The organism is Dactylosporangium sp. NPDC049140, assembly GCF_040648435.1.
This window is the reverse complement of sequence record NZ_JBEZDS010000098.1, coordinates 1-15,682: the sequence shown is the minus strand read 5'-3', so window position 1 is coordinate 15,682 and position 15,682 is coordinate 1. Positions and strand designations below refer to the sequence as shown.

Here is a 15,682-nt window from a genome sequence, read left to right as displayed (position 1 = left end):
GACCTGGCGGCCGGCCGGTTCGAGCCGAGGTGCCCGCGCTGCGCCGTGCCGCTGGTCCCGGCGTTGGTCGACGAGGATGCGGCGCCGGAGCCGCGTAGCGTCTACGCCTCGACCAAGCTGGCCCAGGAGCACCTGACCGCGGCGTGGGCGCGTACCGTCGGGGCGAATGCGGTGGCGCTGCGCTACCACAATGTGTACGGGCCGCGGATGCCGCGCGACACCCCGTACAGCGGAGTGGCGGCGATCTTCCGCTCTGCGCTGGAGCGGGGCGTGGGGCCGCGAGTGTTCGAGGACGGCGGGCAGCGCCGCGACTTTGTCCACGTCCGCGACGTGGCGATGGCGAACGCGGCCGCGCTGGATGCCACCAGCGGGCCGCCTGGCGGGTTCCGGGCGTACAACATCGCCTCGGGCCGGCCACGCACGGTGGGTGAGCTGGCCGCGGCGCTGGCGATGGCCTGTGGCGGTCCACCGCCGGTGGTGACCGGCGAGTTCCGGGCCGGCGACGTGCGGCACGTGGTCGCCTCGCCCGAACGGGCCCGTCGGGAGCTCGGCTTCAACGCGATGGTCGGCTTCGAGGAGGGCGTCGCCGAATTTGCCCGCGCGCCGCTGCGGGTTTGAGCAGCGATCACCAGTTGTGGTTCGCACCGGCGCCGTTGCGTTGTGGGATCGGCGGACGCGGTTGACCCGTGTCGGGTCCGCGGTCAGATCGCTTGGGCGAGTTCAGCGAACGCAACGGCGACACGCAGAGCGGGCGAGGCGGCACTGTTGCATTGAGCCATCGTCAACGCTGAAAGACCACATTGGACAGTCGGCGTTTCGGGGCGCGCATGGCTTCCATCGGGCTCTTGCCTGCGGCGAGTTTGCGGCGGTAGTAGGCGCGGCCTTCTGTGTCGTTGCGGAGTTGGACGATGGCCATGATGTGCAGGACCCGGTTGATGCGCCGGTTCCCGGCTCGGGACAGCCGGTGACGGTGCTGGTCGCCGGACGACGCGTCGATGGGTGCCGTGCCGTTCCAGGACGCAACATGGTCCCTGCTGGCGAAGCGACCGACGTCGCCGATGTCGCCCAGCAGCCGAGCCGCGCCGGACGGGCCGATCCCGTTGAGCTGCTGCAACGTGCTGCCGGTCGAGGCGATCAGCTCGGTCAGCTGCTGATTGGCGGCCTGGATCTTCTTATCGATGACTGCGACCTCGGTGATCAGTTCCGAGGCCAGCTGCCGGCGGGTGCGATCCACGATGTCGCGCGGTCGGACCGTGTTGAGTAACGCCCGGGCCTGCGGCGCGGACAGGAACTGCTTCGCCCCGCCGGGAACGAGCTCGAGCAGCAGGTGGTGCAGCCGGCTCAGCGCCTCGGTCCGGGCCCGGCCCAGGCCGTCACGCCGATCGACGAGCAGTTTCACAGCGACCGCGATGTCATCGACGACAACCTGCCGCAACCCGGTGGCGCGTAACGCAGCCACCGCGACGCAATGCGCGTCGGCGGGGTCGGTCTTGCGACCCTGAGCGGTATCGAACAGGCGAGCCCGGGCGGATAGCTTCGCCGGCGCATCGAGTACGGTTTCGCCGTCGGCGACCAGACGTTGGGCGATGTGCCGACCGATCCCGTTGCAGCCGGCTACGGCCCAGACCCGGTCTTTGTGCTACCGGCCCAGTTTGAGCATCGTGGCGTAGCCGTCGCGGTCGGTGCCGAAACGGCCCTGCGCCAGGATCTTCTCCCGGCTGTTGATGATCTCGATGGTCGCGGACCGTTTGTGCGGGTCCATGCCGATGATGACGCGTGCCATGCCGCCCTCCTCGATCCGACGGTGCTGATGTCAGCGAGGAGGGCAGCGCTTCTTCGAGCTGGGCAGACCCCTCTGGAGGCTCTCCACGCCGCGGTGACCGGCAGGACGCACGCCAGATGAGAGCCACACCAAACAGCAGCGGGCAGCCGATGAGAGAGCCATCCCGCCGATCACCTCGACCCAGCCTGGCCGGGCTGCGGGGCGGGGCAGGTCAGAGTGAGCAGAATCGAATCACGCTACGGTATCCTCTACCATTGCCATTATCCGGCCAGCGGAAGGCTGGCCCGGTTCGGGCAGGTATCGACTCCCGCGACAACACCGTCGCGTGGACCCGAACGCGAGTACTTATACTCAGCACATGCCGGCGCCGGACAGCTTCGCGTTGGGGATCGATTTCGGCACCTCAAACACCGTCGCGATGCTCCGTTGGCCGGACGGCAGGGTCAAACCCCTGCTGTTCGACGGCTCGCCGCTGCTGCCCTCGGCGGTGTTCGGGCACGCCGATGGACGCCTGTTCGTAGGCAACGACGCGCTGCACCACGCCAGGTTCGAGCCCGCCAGGCTGGCACCCAACCCAAAGCGCAACATCGACGAGAGCACACTCTTCCTCGGCGATCGGGACGTTGCGACCGTCGACGTCGTCGCCGCGGTTCTGCGGCATGTGGCCAACGAGGCGTTGCGGGTGACCGGCGGCGCCCGGCCGCATACGTCACTGACGCATCCCGCCGGCTGGGGACCGGTCCGCCGCGGTGTCCTGGTCGACGCGGCCGGCGCGGCGGGGCTGGGCGAAGTCCGGCTGGTCCCGGAACCGGTGGCCGCCGCCCGGTATTTCACCGGCGTCCTCGGCCAGCAGCTCGCCGTCGGCCGGGCGTTTGCCATTTATGACCTCGGCGCGGGCACGTTCGACGCCAGCATCGGGGTGCGCACCGCGACCGGCGTCGAGATCGTCGCCGTCGACGGGCTCGACGACATCGGTGGCCTGGATCTGGACGCCGCGATCGTCGACTGGCTCGGCCGGCAGTACAGCGGGGTCCAGCCCGAGGTATGGCGCTCGTTGAGCAACCCGACAGGGACCGAGGACCAGCGCCGGCGCCGCCTGCTGTGGGACGACGTGCGGGTGGCCAAGGAGATCCTGTCCCGGGTCCCATCCGTGGTCCTGCCGCTGCCGGATGCGGACGGCGGTGTCCATCTCGGCCGCGAGGAGTTCGAGACAATCGTCCACCCGCTCATCGCGCGGACCGTCCGGACCACCAAGGCGCTGCTCCGGTACACGCGGCCGACTGAGGTGACGCTCGCAGGCGTATTCCTGGTGGGCGGCGCCAGCCGGGTACCGCTCGTTGCAACGCTGCTGCACCGGGAAGTCGGGATCACTCCGACGGTGACGGAACAGCCCGAGCTCGTCGTCGCTGAGGGCGCCCTGCAGCCCAGCGCCGACGAAGATGGCGGCAGCTCGACCGTTCGACTCGCCACCGACGCGTACGTGCCACCTCAGGCGGCGACCGCTGCGGTGCCCGCCGAGTCGGTGCACGAGCAGGCGCCGGCAACGATGCCGACCGGGAAGACGCCGACCGGAACCGCGGACACGTCGGCCGTGCCCACGTGGGCTGCGGATGTACGCATTCCTGCGGCGGGCGTGCCTCCACCGGCAGTGGACACATCGGCTGCGGAAGCGCTCATGCCGCCGCCGACGGTGCCCGCGCGTTCACGGCGAGGTGGCCTTGCCGCGATCGTCGCGGCCGTGGTCCTCGTCGCGGCGGCTGCCGTCGCCGTCGGCGTCTGGTGGCCGGGCAACGGCCGTGGCAGCGACGGGGGCGCCGCACCGAACACGTCGAACCTGCCGCTCAGCACGACCCCTCAGCAGCCCACCCCGACGGTCACGCCGAAGCCCACCATCACCGCGTCCGGCTCGGCCTCCTGCGACGGGATACCGGTCGATCGACTCTGTCCCGGCTATATCATGCTGTCCGACCGGTTCCTGGTCTCGCCCGACCGCCAGTACCAGCTCTATATGCAGTCTGACGGCAACCTGGTCCTGCAGCGCAACTACAACCGCGCCGAGAACGACGAACCGGTCTGGGCCAGCGACACCGCCGGCAACGCCGGCGCACACGCCGAGATGCGCCCCGACGGCAACTTCGTCATCGTCGCGACGAGCGGGGCCATCATCTGGTCAACGAAGACCACCGGTAATCCCGGCAGCACCATGGTCGTCGGGAACCGCCCGAACGCCACGGTCGTCACACCCGCCAACAAGCGAATTTGGACCGCGCCCTGACGCAAGCCTCCGCAATGGGGCGTATCGACTTGCGGACACCGTCGAGGAGTTCTGGGAAGGCTGGCGCACGGGTGCGATCACCACGTAGCGCGTCACCGGACACGATGCCGATCCCGTGATTGGTGCGCGTGCATGCCGCCGAGCGCCCTTGATCACGTTTCCGGACATGGCGCATTGCGCTTGCGGCCCGTGTGTTCGGCGCGTGTATCCGGTTGTACGACACGATCGGCGGCCGTCCGGTACGTCTGCTGCATGGCAGCGACGTATCCACCTGCATCGTCGACCGGGACTCGCGGCCTGTTCAGGGGACCGAGGACGCGGAAGGCGCAGCGTCAGCGGCGGGCGGCGCCGCGTACCGCCTGCTCGAGCCGGTCTGCGTGGTGGTTGAACGAGGTGCGGCGCATCCGGCCCAGTATGACCCCGATCAGGCCGAGCGCTGCACCGCCGATTCCGCAGACGTACACACCTGGATTGGTGAAGTCGCCGCTCGCCAGTATCGCGATACATACCAGACCCAGGAAAATGGCGACGCCCAGGAATAGGCGCGGCATGCCGAGTTCGGTGTACGGCTCCCGGATCGTCGCCGTCAATTCGGCCCCCTCGGGCCCGCCGGTGATCCGCCCGACCAGCACCGGCGGCGTGTTGTACCTCGTCGACATACCCAGGCGCGCACGGACGCGCCCGTCGTCGCGGACCCGCAGCCGCAGCCGCTCCCCGGCGTACTGCCCGGCGTGGCGGGCCAGATCCTCCCCGGCGGCGTTCACGTCATGCACCCTCAGCCGTACCACGACCGGCCGCCGCTGTCGCCGCATCCGTTCTCCTCGGTGATCGTCTCCCGACGAGGACGTTACCGCCGCGAGCCAGGCTCCGCCGCGAACACGAGATCGCCCTCGATGCGCGACGGACATCCGCGCTGACGCAGCATTACGCAGCTGGCGCGGTACTGCTTGCGGCGACACCGCCGGTCGTGGACACCCCATCCGACTCCCACTGCTCGCCGCAGCGCGACAATCACACGGAAGACCACGCGACTCGTGGTGACCGCCCGAAATCGACCCCTCCATCGACGGAATTCCTTATGAGCGGGTAACGAGCAGTGATCTTGGCGCCCGCTCGTAGCCGCGATGGGCGCGCTCGCCGGCCGTCCACTTGCGGAGTCTGTCGTCGGAAGTTCGCGCGACCGCTCGGGAACTGGTCTGCGCCGTGCCACCGAGTCCTGGACCTAGCTATATGTGGTTGCTATCGGGCCTCGCCCGGTCCGGACGCGGGGCGTTGGTTCGGCATCGGCGTGTTCGGACCCTTCCGGAGCCGCCATACCCCCGTCCAAAATCCGATGGCTACAACCGCGATGACGATCGGGAGCGGTCCGGGACCAGGGCTGGTGGTCTCATGCACCTTGGTGCACGGCGGGACGCCGAGTACCGCAGCCTCGAGGTCCCGCCGATGTGCACCTCATGCGGCAGCGGGTTCGAGCCGGAGTCCACCTGGGCCGAGCAGATACGCCCGGCCACATCGAATCGGACGTCGTAGACCCGCCGGCCTGAGGCGATGTATTGGATGTCGACCACCTCGGCATCGACCGTGCCTCCCCGCGCCTCGTCCACGGCAATCCATCCGAGGCCGAGCGCGGCCGCCGTGCAGCCCACGGCAATCCATCCGAGGCCGAGCGCGGCCGCCGTGCAGCCCACGGCAACGATCAGCAGCGAGCCGCGCCGCTGACGCCGATGCCGGCGGCTCGGGATGTACATGCCTCGCTTCTCAGGACCTTCCGTGGGGACCGAGACCGTCCGCGACCGAGTCTCTCCCGAGTTCGCCAAGTGCGCGTGGGGTCGTTATGTCCTGCGACGATCATGGCATACGCTATGCCGCTGGTCGCGCTTGATCACGTATCCGCACATGGTTCCGCGATCCGCGCGCTACGCGGCGTGACGACCGCCACGGACCTTGGCGAACTGATCTGGCCGATGAGCGTGCACGTGATCTTGCTTCGATCGCGTGTTCAACAGCAAGTTGTAGATTCCGTGGCCCGATCTTGACGGCCCTGGATCGCGTGGCCGCTAGGGCCACGCCGAGCGCCGGTATGGGGTCACGCGCCGTTGAGATACAGCGCCACACCCTCTGACCATGTCTCGAGACGCGGTGACGACGAACGCTGGGCGCTCGCGGGGGTGTTACGCCCGCCTCGCGGCGGCTGGCGCCGGCAAGCCCCGTGGCGGCTACGCTCCGGCGATGAGTTTCGCAGAGCGACCGCTGCGTCCCGCTGTGATCAAGGCGTTGACGTACTGGCCCGGCATCGTTCAGGCGACCGCACCGGCGCCAGTGGATCTCGCGGTCCTGCCGCCCTTCTTCAACGAACTGCTCGATGAGCTGCCCTGGTGGAACCGGGCCTGGCGAGTGACCCACGTGGAGCCCGCTTACCCACGCGAGGTCGCCAGCAATGAGCCGAAGGACGTCACGAGGTTCACCGAGGTGTCCGTGCCCGGCACAGTCAGCCGCGACGTTGGGGCGGTACTGCCGTTCTCCGCGCGGGTCCGCTTCAAAGACAATCGGCTGATCCGGTTCCAGGCGAAGCTTGGTGATGTCGTCCTGGGGCCAGGCACCACGGCAGCGGGGATGCCGGAGCCGCACCCTTTCGGTGCCGTGCTCAGTAGGCTGATGGACCTGCGCGGGATCTCGGTCAAGGAGATGGCCCCGCGGTGTGGTCGATCATTGTCGACCATTGGCGGGATTCGCACTGGACGCCTGAATCCGCATCGGATGCTGGTCGCCGAGCTCGCCGAGGCGCTGGACATGTCCGAGAACGACTTACTCGCCATCGCCGGACTTGATGTTCACCCCTGACGGTGCGGGTCGTAGGGCGTGGCCATCGGCACGCACCCAGTGTTCGCCGTCACCGAAGGTGACAACGAGTTGCGTGCTGTTCGTCTGCGCGCACCGCGAGATCACCACGGAACCAGAACTGCGCCACACCATCCAAGCAATCGTTGACCCTTATCATCATCAATCTCGCGAACCCGCACCCGTTGCGCCACGGCCCACAGCCTGAAACGACAACCCCGGCCACGGTTGGACCCGGACCGGAGTGTCGCTTACAACGAGGCAAACGTGGCCTGACACGGCACTACGTTGGTCGGTCATCGGCAAGGCCAGGTGCACGCACATGCCGCAGCGGTTGCGTGGCCGCCGGCGGGCAATCGCGGTCTCGTCGCTCGGATCGTCGGTCGGTGACTACTATGCCTGCACCTGAGCTCAGCCTGGTGGCGTGCGGTCAGGAACATAGCGGTTGCCACAGGTGACGCCGCTTCCAGGTGTCGTTGCCGGCGCGGAACGCTTGCAACAGCTGTACGGCGGCCGTGCGATCGGTGGTCTCGCTGCGGACGTGCCGGTCGATCGAGCCTTCCTGGTACTCGATCGCGTACGACCCGTTGGGCGCGCCGGCGAACTCGCCGTATCCGATCTGGACGAACCAGCCGTCGGCGCGCTCGAGGATCGCGAATGCGTTGTCGCGACCCACCTTGCTCATGATCCATTCCAGTCGGCGATCATCGGGGTCGGGCATCGCAGTTGGTGTCGCGCTGGTTGCCGATTTCAGGGCTGGCGGCAAGATCAACCGGGCCGCTGACGGTGGCTTTCACGGCCTCGCTCCGCTCATGTTGTGTGGGCGCGGCGCCAGGCCGTGGAAGATCAGGTCGAGCAGGGCAGTCGCCCGGCGGGCCGGATCCGGCTCGGTCTCGGTGACCAGCGCGATGGCGTTCACGAGCTTGAACATCTGCTCGACCGATACGCCGGTGCGGACCGCGCCTGCCTCCTGAGCCCGCGTCACCAGCCCCTGCGCCGCCGAGAACACCGCCGCGCGGCACGACGAGTCCTCCTCGCCCAGGGCCGCCAGCAGTGACGCGGCCAGCCCGCGCTCCGCGCTTCCCTGGGCGATCACCATTCCCAGCCACTCCTGGAGCGCGGCGCCGGGCGATGGTGCGGACATCAGCTCCTCGGCGCGCCGGCACAGGCCGTCGATGTGGTCGCGGAAGACCGCCTCCAGCAGCGCCTGCCGGGTGGGGAAGTGCCGGTAGAGCGTGGCGTTGCCGACACCCGCGCGCTTGGCGATGTCGTCCAGCGGCGCATCGGCCCCCAGCTCGGCAAAGGCCGTTCGCGCGGCGGCCATCAGCCGGTCGTAGTTGCGCTGGGCGTCCGCCCGCATCGTCGCCTCCGCGTTGCCTAAACAGGGACTATCCCCATATAGTACGGCCCATAAATGGGGAGTGTCCCTGTTTAGGAGGTCCCATGAGTTCCCCGCCGCCCGAGTTCGTCCGGCACGCCGAACACTTCGCGGTGGAGCGCCGCAACGGGGTGCTGTTGCTGCGCATGCACACCGGCGGCGGCCCGGCCGTCATGTCGCTCGGGCTGCATCGCGCCCTCGGCGAGGCGCTGCAAGAGGCCGGTGCCGACCCCGACAACGAGGTGCTGATTCTCACCGGAACCGGCGACGCATGGATCGGCGGACTCGACCCCGCCCTACGCGATCGGCCGCCGACGCTGCCCCGTGAGGCCCGCTACGACCTCTACCGCGATGGCATCGCGCTGCTGCGCAACCTCGTCTTCTCCGTGGACGTGCCGACCATCGGCGCGCTCAATGGACCCGGCTACCACCAGGAACTCGCCCTGGCCTGCGACCTGACACTGTGCACCCCCGGCACGGTCTTCGGCGACAGCCACTTCCGCAACGGCGCCGTGCCCGGCGACGGGCAGCACCTGGTCTACCAGGAACTGCTCGGCCTCAAGAGGGCCGCGCGGCTGCTCTACACCGGCGCCACCATCGCGGCCACCGAGGCGCTGGCACTCGGGATGGTCAACGAAGTCGTGCTGGACCAGCGATTGCTGCCGCGCGCCTGGGAGCTGGCCGCCGAGATCATGGCCGCGCCACGCGCCACCCGCCGGCTCACCCACGCCGTCGTCCAGCGCCCCTGGCAACGCCGCCTGGTCGACGACCTGGCCTTCGGCCGCGCTCACCACCTGCTCAACACCTGACGCGTTCCGATACCCACCACTCGGAGGAAACATGATCACTGTTCTCGTGACCGGCGCCACCGGCGCCCAGGGCGGCGCCACGGCCCGCGGACTGCTGGCCGCCGGCCACCGGGTCCGCGCACTCGTCCGCGACCCCGGCACCCCCGCCGCCCGGGCGCTCGCCGCCGCCGGCGCCGAGTTGGTCCGCGGCGATCTGGGCGACCGCACCTCGCTCGACGCCGCCATCCGCGGCGCCGACGGGGTCTTCAGCGTCCAGCCCACCCTCGGCTACCCCGGCACACCACCCGGCTTCACCATCGACGACGAGCTGCGCTACGGCCGCAACGTGGCCGACGCCGCCGCCGCGGCCGACGTCCAGACCTTCGTCTACGCCTCCGTCGGCTCGGCCGACGCACCGCACGGCATCACCCGCTGGCAAAGCAAGGCCACCCTCGAGCGGTACGCCCGCGACCTCGGCCTGCCCATGACCGTGCTGCGGCCGGTCCGCTTCATGGACAACCAGATCCACCCACACCTCGGCGTACGCGACGGCGTCCTGACCGACGTCATCCGGCCGGACGTGCCGGTCCAACTCGTCGCGGCCACCGACATCGGCGCGTTCGCCACCCTGGCCTTCACCCGCCCGGCCGAATACACCGGCCGGACAATCGAGCTCGCCGGCGACGAACTCACCATGCCGCAGATCGTCCGGGCCATGCAGCACGCGCTGCGGCAGCCCATCACCTACCGGCCCATCCCGCGGGAGGCGCTGGCCGGCCGCGACGGCGACGCCATGGCCGGCTACGACGTCGCCAACGGCGAGGGCTGGCACGCCGACGTTGACGCGCTGCGCAAGGAGCACCCCGGCCTGATGGACTTCGCCACCTGGCTCCACCGTGAAGGCACCGCCGCCTATACAGCATTCCGCAGCTGACCCCGTACACCCACCACCACACGAAACGTGGTCTAAACGGACACGGAGGTAGCCACAATGGCGTAGGACGCTTGAGTCCTCGGCGCAATCATCTGCCGCGGATGGTGCGCGGTGGAAGGACGGTGCTCGTCGAATGGAGCGACCGGCGCCTCGAGGCAGGCGACGGCGCGCTGGCGATCGTGCAAGCGTCTGGTTCCGTGTACCGGCACGTTGTCGCCGCAGCGTTGGATCACCCCGACTCTGATGGCGTCGCTGGCGGATCGCTGCGGGTGGGCCGCGGCGAACTGGCAACATTCAGCGCCGCGGCGGATGGCGCCGACCCGCTCCTTCCGGCCGGCTCGGGATCGATCCCGGCGGAGCATGGACGACCTGCCCGCGGAGCTGATCCGGGCTGTTCCTGGGGGCGAGGTGTTCCGTCCATCGGCTCGGCGTGTGCTGGTACACCGAAGTCCTTGACGACGACCGGCGGCTTTGGCGGAGCCGGCCAGAGCTGCAGGCGCAGCGGGAACGGGCTGCCGGTGCGTGACTGCGCGGTGAGCAGTTCGTGCGTCAGCGACACGCGCAGGCGTAGGCCGCCGGCCGGTACGTCGAAACGGTCGCCGTCGTGTTCGCCGTACGTCGGGCAGGTCAGGCGCAGCCGGCCCGACGGCGAGCGCAGGCTGCACTCGGCGACGATCGCGAAGGCGTCCACGTCGAGCGGTGCCGGGGCGGGCAGCACTTCGACGGTGACGACGACGTGGTCGTTGACGCCGGTCCAGATCGCGACGGCGTCGTCGGTCAGCGCGAACAGGTCACCCAACGGATTGGCGTCGTCGGGGGCCCAGTGGTCGGCGAGCAGCGCACCGGAGGCCACGTCATATAACTCGATCTGTTCGTAGCCGGAGAACAGCGCGAAGTCCATCGGCGCCCATGATGCACCAGAGCCGCGGCTCCGGACAGCTCCTCGTGCGGCCCGAACGTGACAACAGCTTCCGGACCGTCAAGGAGCAGGTGCCGTCGACCTACGCCGAGCTCACGGCCCGGCGTGGCTTCGCCGCCCTCGCGTTCGACTTCCGCGGCTGGGGGGAGAGCGCGGGGCGACCGATGCGGATGGAGGACCCGTTCAGCAAGGCTGACGACATCGTCGCGGCCGCCGCCTCCCTCGACGGCCGGCCGGAGGCGATCGCCGGCCGGGTCGGCGGTCTCGGCGTGTGCGCCGGCGGTGGCTATCTGGTGCGGGCGGCGGCCTCGAGCGACGCGATCCGCTCGGTCACGCTCGTCGCCCCTGGGCTGCCGAGCCACCCGACGGTCGTCGCCGAGGTCGGTGGCGAGGCGGGCGTCGCCGGACTCGAGCGGCTGGCCCGCGACGCCGCGGAGGCATATGCGCGCACCGGTCAGGAGACGCTCGTCGCCGCCCACCCCGCAGAACACCGCCCCGGGCGCTGACTACTCACCAACCCGCAGCGGGGACTCGTCGCGGCACGGGACAACTGGTTCAACCCGGCATCCTGGACGCACTGGCTTAGGTTCGACGCCCAGGACGCCACGCCGCACCTAACCGCACCGCTGTTCGTCATCACGAGCGACGCGGCGGTCAGCCCGGGCAGTGTCCGCGAGTTCATCGCGAAGGTGCCGTGCCCAGTCGAGCAGGCCTGGATTCCCGGCGTGCCTCAGTTCGACTGGTACGACCAGCCGGCCGTGACCGGCCTGGCCGCCGACGCCGTCGCCGCCCACTTCGACGCCACGCTCCGGTAGGGACGCCATGGGTATCGAGGAGAACAAGGCGATCGTCCAGCGTTACTACGACCACGTCTCCCGGGGTGAGCGCGCTGACGCCGACGCGCTGTTCGCCGACGACGCCACCTGGTGGGTAGCCGGCGTGCCGGAGCGGCTCCCGATCGCCGGGCAGCGAACCCTGACCGAGCATCGGGCGATGCTGCGTGACCAGATCGCGCCGCACCTGTCGAACGGGGTCCGCACGACGGTCACCGGGATGACCGCCGAAGGCGACCGGGTCGCGGTCGAGATGGAGAACTACGCCCGGACCGCCTCCGGCAAGATCTACAACAATCGGTTCCATCTGCTCTTCGAGATCCGCAATAGCCGTATCCACGCCGTGCGGGAGTACCTCGACACGCTCCACGCCGAGGACGCCCTCCTGGACGGCCGGACCGGGCGGGCCTCAGCCCGATGCACATCGAGGACGTCAAAGTCGACTTGCCTGAACTGATGCCCTACCTCGCTCTCCCGCCACGCTGGGGCGGCATTCTTGCGCTGGGATAAGAGGACATCTGGTACGACGACGCACGCCGCGTACCTTGAGTCCGCGACACAGGGCCACTACGCACATCTGCCGCCGAGGGTGCGCGACCTGGACCACGTCTGTTATGCCGCGTGACGACGTCCCGCTTCGGTCGGCGCGCTGAACTGCCGAAAGTAGCGCGTCCTCCTGCGGGCTGGAGGGGCAGTCAGGGGGTCGCTAGGGGCGGTTGGCGTCGGAGTCGTGGCGACCGGGGTAGGAGCGGTTCGAGGGCGCAGGCGAGGCGGTCGAGCCATTCAGTGGTGGCATCGCGCATGGAGGGGTGGTTCGTGACGGTCCAGGTCCTTACCGTCGCCGGGTCGAGTTCTGCAACGCCCGACATCCGGCGTAGCCGTGGCGACAGCCGGATCCCGGGCAGTTCGGCCAGGAGCACGGCGTCGTGGAGGTCTTTGCCGTCGCCGTCGCCTCGATCGGCGTGGTCGGCGACGAGCCATTGAAGTTTCCAGGCCAGTGACAGCGCCGCGCTCGCGGTCCAGAGTGCGGTGGGGCTGCCGTCGATGCGCGGGATCGCGGTCAGCACCGCGGGCTCGGGCAGCGTCTCGTCGTAGGCGAAATCGATCTGTACCGCACCGCCGTCGAACGGCACCATGACGCGTACGCCCGCCCCGTCGTATCCCGTCGTCTCGTAGCTGTAGCCGAAGGCGCCGTCGAACTCGGCTCGTGCGGGGTCGAGCCGCACCCCGTCGGGTGTCAGCGGATGGGCTTCCAGCAGTGCGAGCAGATCCATGTGCGGTCGGTCGGGCTCGATATCGTCGGCGCGCAGCCAGCGCAACCCGTCCGGCGGCAGGCATGGCCGGTGGCCCTCGGCGTCGTAGTCCTGTGCCGCCCACAGCTCGTCTCGTGGCCTGCGGTGCACGGTCTCCGGCGCGCTACGCACCCGGTGCAGCCCGTCGACATACGGGTACGGCCACCAGCGATCCTGGGGCTGGACGGCTATCGGCCGCACAATCCAGTCGAGGTCGGCAGGTTCGCGCGCGTGCGGTCCCGCCCACGCCAGCATCGTGACGCTGCTGCGCAGGACCAGCGCATCCGCCAACGGCGAGTCACCGACGAGGGCGAGGATGTGATCGATCGCCGAGCGGTGCGGATTCATGCGGAAATCCAGCCGGCGTCCACAGCCGGGTTGCTGTCCAGCACGACGTACTGTTCGACCTGGCGAGCAGGCGGTACAGGCAGCGTCTCGATCTTGACGGGGAGGTGTTGATTGCATGTGCGTCGCTGTGATTCGAGGAGGTGCCCGGCCCGGACGCGTCAGTGTCCGGGCCCGGCACACGTCGGTGTGGTGACTACGCGGCAGTGTGGTCGTCGGGGGTCACGAGGACGATCCGGCGACGTCGGGCGAGCATGAACAGGACGGCACCCGCGGCAAGCACCGCTGCGCCGGCGCCAGCAATGAGCACTGTCTGGGAGCCGGTAACCGGCAGCGACGGTGGGGCGCTCGGGCTCGGGGGGCCCACGTTGATCGCCACGGGTGCCTTGTCGTTCGACGGGTTGGCATCCGGTCCATCGGTGGCGTACGACAACACGGAGACCGAACCGGTGGCCGGGAGGGCGGCGGACACCTTGAGCCCGAACGTGACGGTGTACGTTTCGCCGACGTACAGCGTGTCGTTGCTGTAGCACTCGTAGCTCGGCTTGCCGGGGTCGCCAGGACCGTAGTTGCCCGGCCCGATTTCGCCGTTGCAGCCGTCCGGGACGGTGACCACCTCGGTCCCGCTCGGCACGACGAAGGTCAGCTTGAATGCTGGATTGCCCGGACCGTTCATACGAACCGACCCGTGTCCGGTGTTCTTCCCGCCGACGGGCACGTTGATGGTGCTGCCCGGCGCGGCTGTCGTGGTGGTCCCCACCGCGGCGATGTCCACGGTGTTCTCGACCATGTACCCGGCCGTCATCGAGTTGTCGATGATGTTGACATCGGGTGCGGCCTGGGTGGTGACTGTCCCCTTCTTGGAGATCGGGCCGACCTGGGCGCCGTCACTGAGCCGGTGACCGGCTGAGCGGGTCTGCGCCTTGCTGAGCAGGGCCTGCGGAATCGGTGGTGAGTCGCCCTGGGCGGTGACGACCCAGGTCGCGTTCGTCGAGCCGAACGCATCGTCGGCGACGGTCGCGTTGAAGCCGGCATCGAGCGTGACGAGCTGTCCCGCGGGCAGGTTGAGTTTCGTCGTGCAGGTGACGACGGTGACGTACTTGTTGGGTGTGGCGTACGCGCAGTCCGAGTAGGAGTCCGGGATCAGGCCGTGGTCCAGGGTGAAGGTGAAGGTGAGCCCGTCGGCGTCGCGGCTGCCGAGGTTGGCCACGGTGATCGGGATGTTGACCTTGTCGCCCGGTTTCTGGTTGGTGTGCGTGAAGCTGGTGTAGGCGGCCAGGTCCGGTGCGTCGACCACCTTGACGGTGCTGGTGGTTGTGGTCGTGTCGGCGTTGTCCGCCTTGGCGGTGATGCTGACCGCACCGTGCGCGCCACCACTGGCCACGCCTGTCGGTTCGACGATCACTTCGATCGTTGTCCACGAGTCGCCGTCCGGTAGCGAGCAGCTGATCCGTGTGCCGCTGGCAGGGCAATCGGTCGGCCCGGATCCGCCTGGCGTGGGGGACAGCACCTCGACCTTCGCAAATTTGGCGACCTGACTCACATCGAACGTGACATTGCCGTGCCGGATGCCGTGACTGTCGGCATAGACGATGTATGCCCGACCCGAAGCGCCGGCCGCAGCGATCGGCAGGTCGGCGGGAGCGTTGATGGTGATCGAACCGCTCGGGGTCGCGGCCACGGCGGGCGCGGCGAAGGTCGCAGTGGCCACGATGGCGAGTGCACCCGCGCCGATGCCCAATCGGGCCACCCGGGCCGGGTTGGCCCGGTATGTGGCAAATCGAGGCATGAAACTTCCTTTATTCGAGGGGACCGGGGCAGCCTCGCGAAGATGAGTGACCTTCATGTGCCCCCGAACGGCTGAAGTCGATCCGTGGCCGCGCGTCGCTGGCGAAGGGCGGGTGCGCACCGTTGTGGGGCGCCACAACGGTCGGCCCGACGGCCGGTGCGGCACCCGGAGCCTGCGAGGAAGGCGGCATGACCCGCGGTTTCCCGCGCCACGACGGGAAGGACTTGGCCCGTCCGGCGAGTGATGAAACGCTTCTCCAACGGCCCCGAGGACAACGTCATCACCTACGTTGCCGCGCTCGGCTTGAACTCGGGCGCCCAGCCGGTCAATCCATGTCGCCGCTGGTTTCGCCGATCCGCCACGCACGCGATCGGCGGCATAGAAAGACGTTCTGCGTGTTGATGCAGGGCGTGGGAACGTCCTCCTGATGCGCTTGTCGGGCTTGGTGTCCCATCGCAGGAGGAGGACGTTCGTGGGTAACGGTAGCGGTGTGTCCCGTGGTGATCGC

17 protein-coding genes and 1 pseudogene are annotated in these 15,682 nt (G+C 69.1%); 7 read left to right on the top strand and 11 right to left on the bottom strand.

Annotated elements, in window-relative coordinates; all coding sequences use genetic code 11:
- A partial coding sequence (locus AB0B76_RS57425) for an NAD-dependent epimerase/dehydratase family protein (RefSeq protein WP_360394446.1) occupies positions 1-618 on the top strand: 618 nt, incomplete at its 5' end.
- Between the two features lie 163 nt (positions 619-781).
- Here the strand turns inward: AB0B76_RS57425 and AB0B76_RS57420 are convergent.
- The 3 genes and pseudogenes from AB0B76_RS57420 to AB0B76_RS57410 form a co-directional block, all read right to left on the bottom strand.
- Positions 782-1,234 carry a transposase gene (locus AB0B76_RS57420; protein ID WP_360394448.1) on the bottom strand — a complete coding sequence of 151 codons (453 nt, stop codon included), beginning with the start codon at positions 1,232-1,234 and terminating at the stop codon, positions 782-784.
- Between the two features lie 84 nt (positions 1,235-1,318).
- Positions 1,319-1,615 (bottom strand): annotated as a pseudogene (locus AB0B76_RS57415) (transposase); the annotation flags it as partial.
- A 24-nt stretch (positions 1,616-1,639) separates the two neighbouring features.
- On the bottom strand, positions 1,640-1,783 hold the full coding sequence (locus tag AB0B76_RS57410) for a hypothetical protein (protein WP_360394444.1): 144 nt from the start codon (positions 1,781-1,783) through the stop codon (positions 1,640-1,642).
- 358 nt (positions 1,784-2,141) lie between these two features.
- On the opposite strand from AB0B76_RS57410, the gene AB0B76_RS57405 reads away from it, so the two are divergent.
- Positions 2,142-4,058: an Hsp70 family protein gene (locus AB0B76_RS57405; RefSeq protein ID WP_360394441.1), complete on the top strand. Its 1,917-nt coding sequence runs from the start codon at positions 2,142-2,144 to the stop codon at positions 4,056-4,058.
- Between the two features lie 332 nt (positions 4,059-4,390).
- Here AB0B76_RS57405 and AB0B76_RS57400 read toward each other — a convergent pair whose 3' ends face one another.
- Together AB0B76_RS57400 and AB0B76_RS57395 are read right to left on the bottom strand one after the other, a co-directional pair.
- On the bottom strand, positions 4,391-4,870 hold the full coding sequence (locus AB0B76_RS57400; RefSeq protein ID WP_360394438.1) for a hypothetical protein: 480 nt from the start codon (positions 4,868-4,870) through the stop codon (positions 4,391-4,393).
- A 525-nt stretch (positions 4,871-5,395) separates the two neighbouring features.
- Positions 5,396-5,806: a hypothetical protein gene (locus AB0B76_RS57395; protein ID WP_360394436.1), complete on the bottom strand. Its 411-nt coding sequence runs from the start codon at positions 5,804-5,806 to the stop codon at positions 5,396-5,398.
- 481 nt (positions 5,807-6,287) lie between these two features.
- Here AB0B76_RS57395 and AB0B76_RS57390 point away from each other — a divergent pair, with 481 nt between their 5' ends.
- Complete coding sequence (locus AB0B76_RS57390; RefSeq protein WP_360394434.1) at positions 6,288-6,899, top strand: helix-turn-helix transcriptional regulator; 612 nt, start codon at positions 6,288-6,290, stop codon at positions 6,897-6,899.
- Positions 6,900-7,326: 427 nt separating this feature from the next.
- Here AB0B76_RS57390 and AB0B76_RS57385 read toward each other — a convergent pair whose 3' ends face one another.
- Together AB0B76_RS57385 and AB0B76_RS57380 are read right to left on the bottom strand one after the other, a co-directional pair.
- Positions 7,327-7,617 (bottom strand): hypothetical protein, encoded by a 291-nt coding sequence (locus AB0B76_RS57385; protein WP_360394430.1) that lies wholly within the window; start codon positions 7,615-7,617, stop codon positions 7,327-7,329.
- Between the two features lie 72 nt (positions 7,618-7,689).
- Positions 7,690-8,256, bottom strand: a complete 567-nt coding sequence (locus AB0B76_RS57380) for a helix-turn-helix domain-containing protein (protein ID WP_360394427.1) — start codon at positions 8,254-8,256, stop codon at positions 7,690-7,692.
- Positions 8,257-8,339: 83 nt separating this feature from the next.
- Between AB0B76_RS57380 and AB0B76_RS57375 the strand changes: the two genes are divergently transcribed.
- Positions 8,340-9,083: an enoyl-CoA hydratase/isomerase family protein gene (locus AB0B76_RS57375; protein WP_360394424.1), complete on the top strand. Its 744-nt coding sequence runs from the start codon at positions 8,340-8,342 to the stop codon at positions 9,081-9,083.
- A 31-nt stretch (positions 9,084-9,114) separates the two neighbouring features.
- Positions 9,115-9,996: an NmrA/HSCARG family protein gene (locus AB0B76_RS57370; protein ID WP_360394421.1), complete on the top strand. Its 882-nt coding sequence runs from the start codon at positions 9,115-9,117 to the stop codon at positions 9,994-9,996.
- 229 nt (positions 9,997-10,225) lie between these two features.
- Here AB0B76_RS57370 and AB0B76_RS57365 read toward each other — a convergent pair whose 3' ends face one another.
- On the bottom strand, positions 10,226-10,897 hold the full coding sequence (locus AB0B76_RS57365) for a hypothetical protein (protein ID WP_360394418.1): 672 nt from the start codon (positions 10,895-10,897) through the stop codon (positions 10,226-10,228).
- Between the two features lie 8 nt (positions 10,898-10,905).
- Between AB0B76_RS57365 and AB0B76_RS57360 the strand changes: the two genes are divergently transcribed.
- Entirely contained in the window at positions 10,906-11,421 is a 516-nt protein-coding gene (locus AB0B76_RS57360) for an alpha/beta fold hydrolase (protein WP_360394416.1), read from the top strand.
- Positions 11,422-11,737: 316 nt separating this feature from the next.
- On the top strand, positions 11,738-12,205 hold the full coding sequence (locus AB0B76_RS57355; protein ID WP_360394414.1) for a nuclear transport factor 2 family protein: 468 nt from the start codon (positions 11,738-11,740) through the stop codon (positions 12,203-12,205).
- 238 nt (positions 12,206-12,443) lie between these two features.
- Here AB0B76_RS57355 and AB0B76_RS57350 read toward each other — a convergent pair whose 3' ends face one another.
- From AB0B76_RS57350 to AB0B76_RS57340, 3 genes are all read right to left on the bottom strand, one after another.
- Positions 12,444-13,388: a hypothetical protein gene (locus tag AB0B76_RS57350; RefSeq protein WP_360394411.1), complete on the bottom strand. Its 945-nt coding sequence runs from the start codon at positions 13,386-13,388 to the stop codon at positions 12,444-12,446.
- A 193-nt stretch (positions 13,389-13,581) separates the two neighbouring features.
- Positions 13,582-15,096: an LPXTG cell wall anchor domain-containing protein gene (locus AB0B76_RS57345; protein WP_360394408.1), complete on the bottom strand. Its 1,515-nt coding sequence runs from the start codon at positions 15,094-15,096 to the stop codon at positions 13,582-13,584.
- A gap of 403 nt (positions 15,097-15,499) precedes the next feature.
- Positions 15,500-15,682, bottom strand: a 183-nt coding sequence (locus AB0B76_RS57340; RefSeq protein ID WP_360394406.1) for a hypothetical protein, incomplete at its 5' end; no start/stop codon positions are given.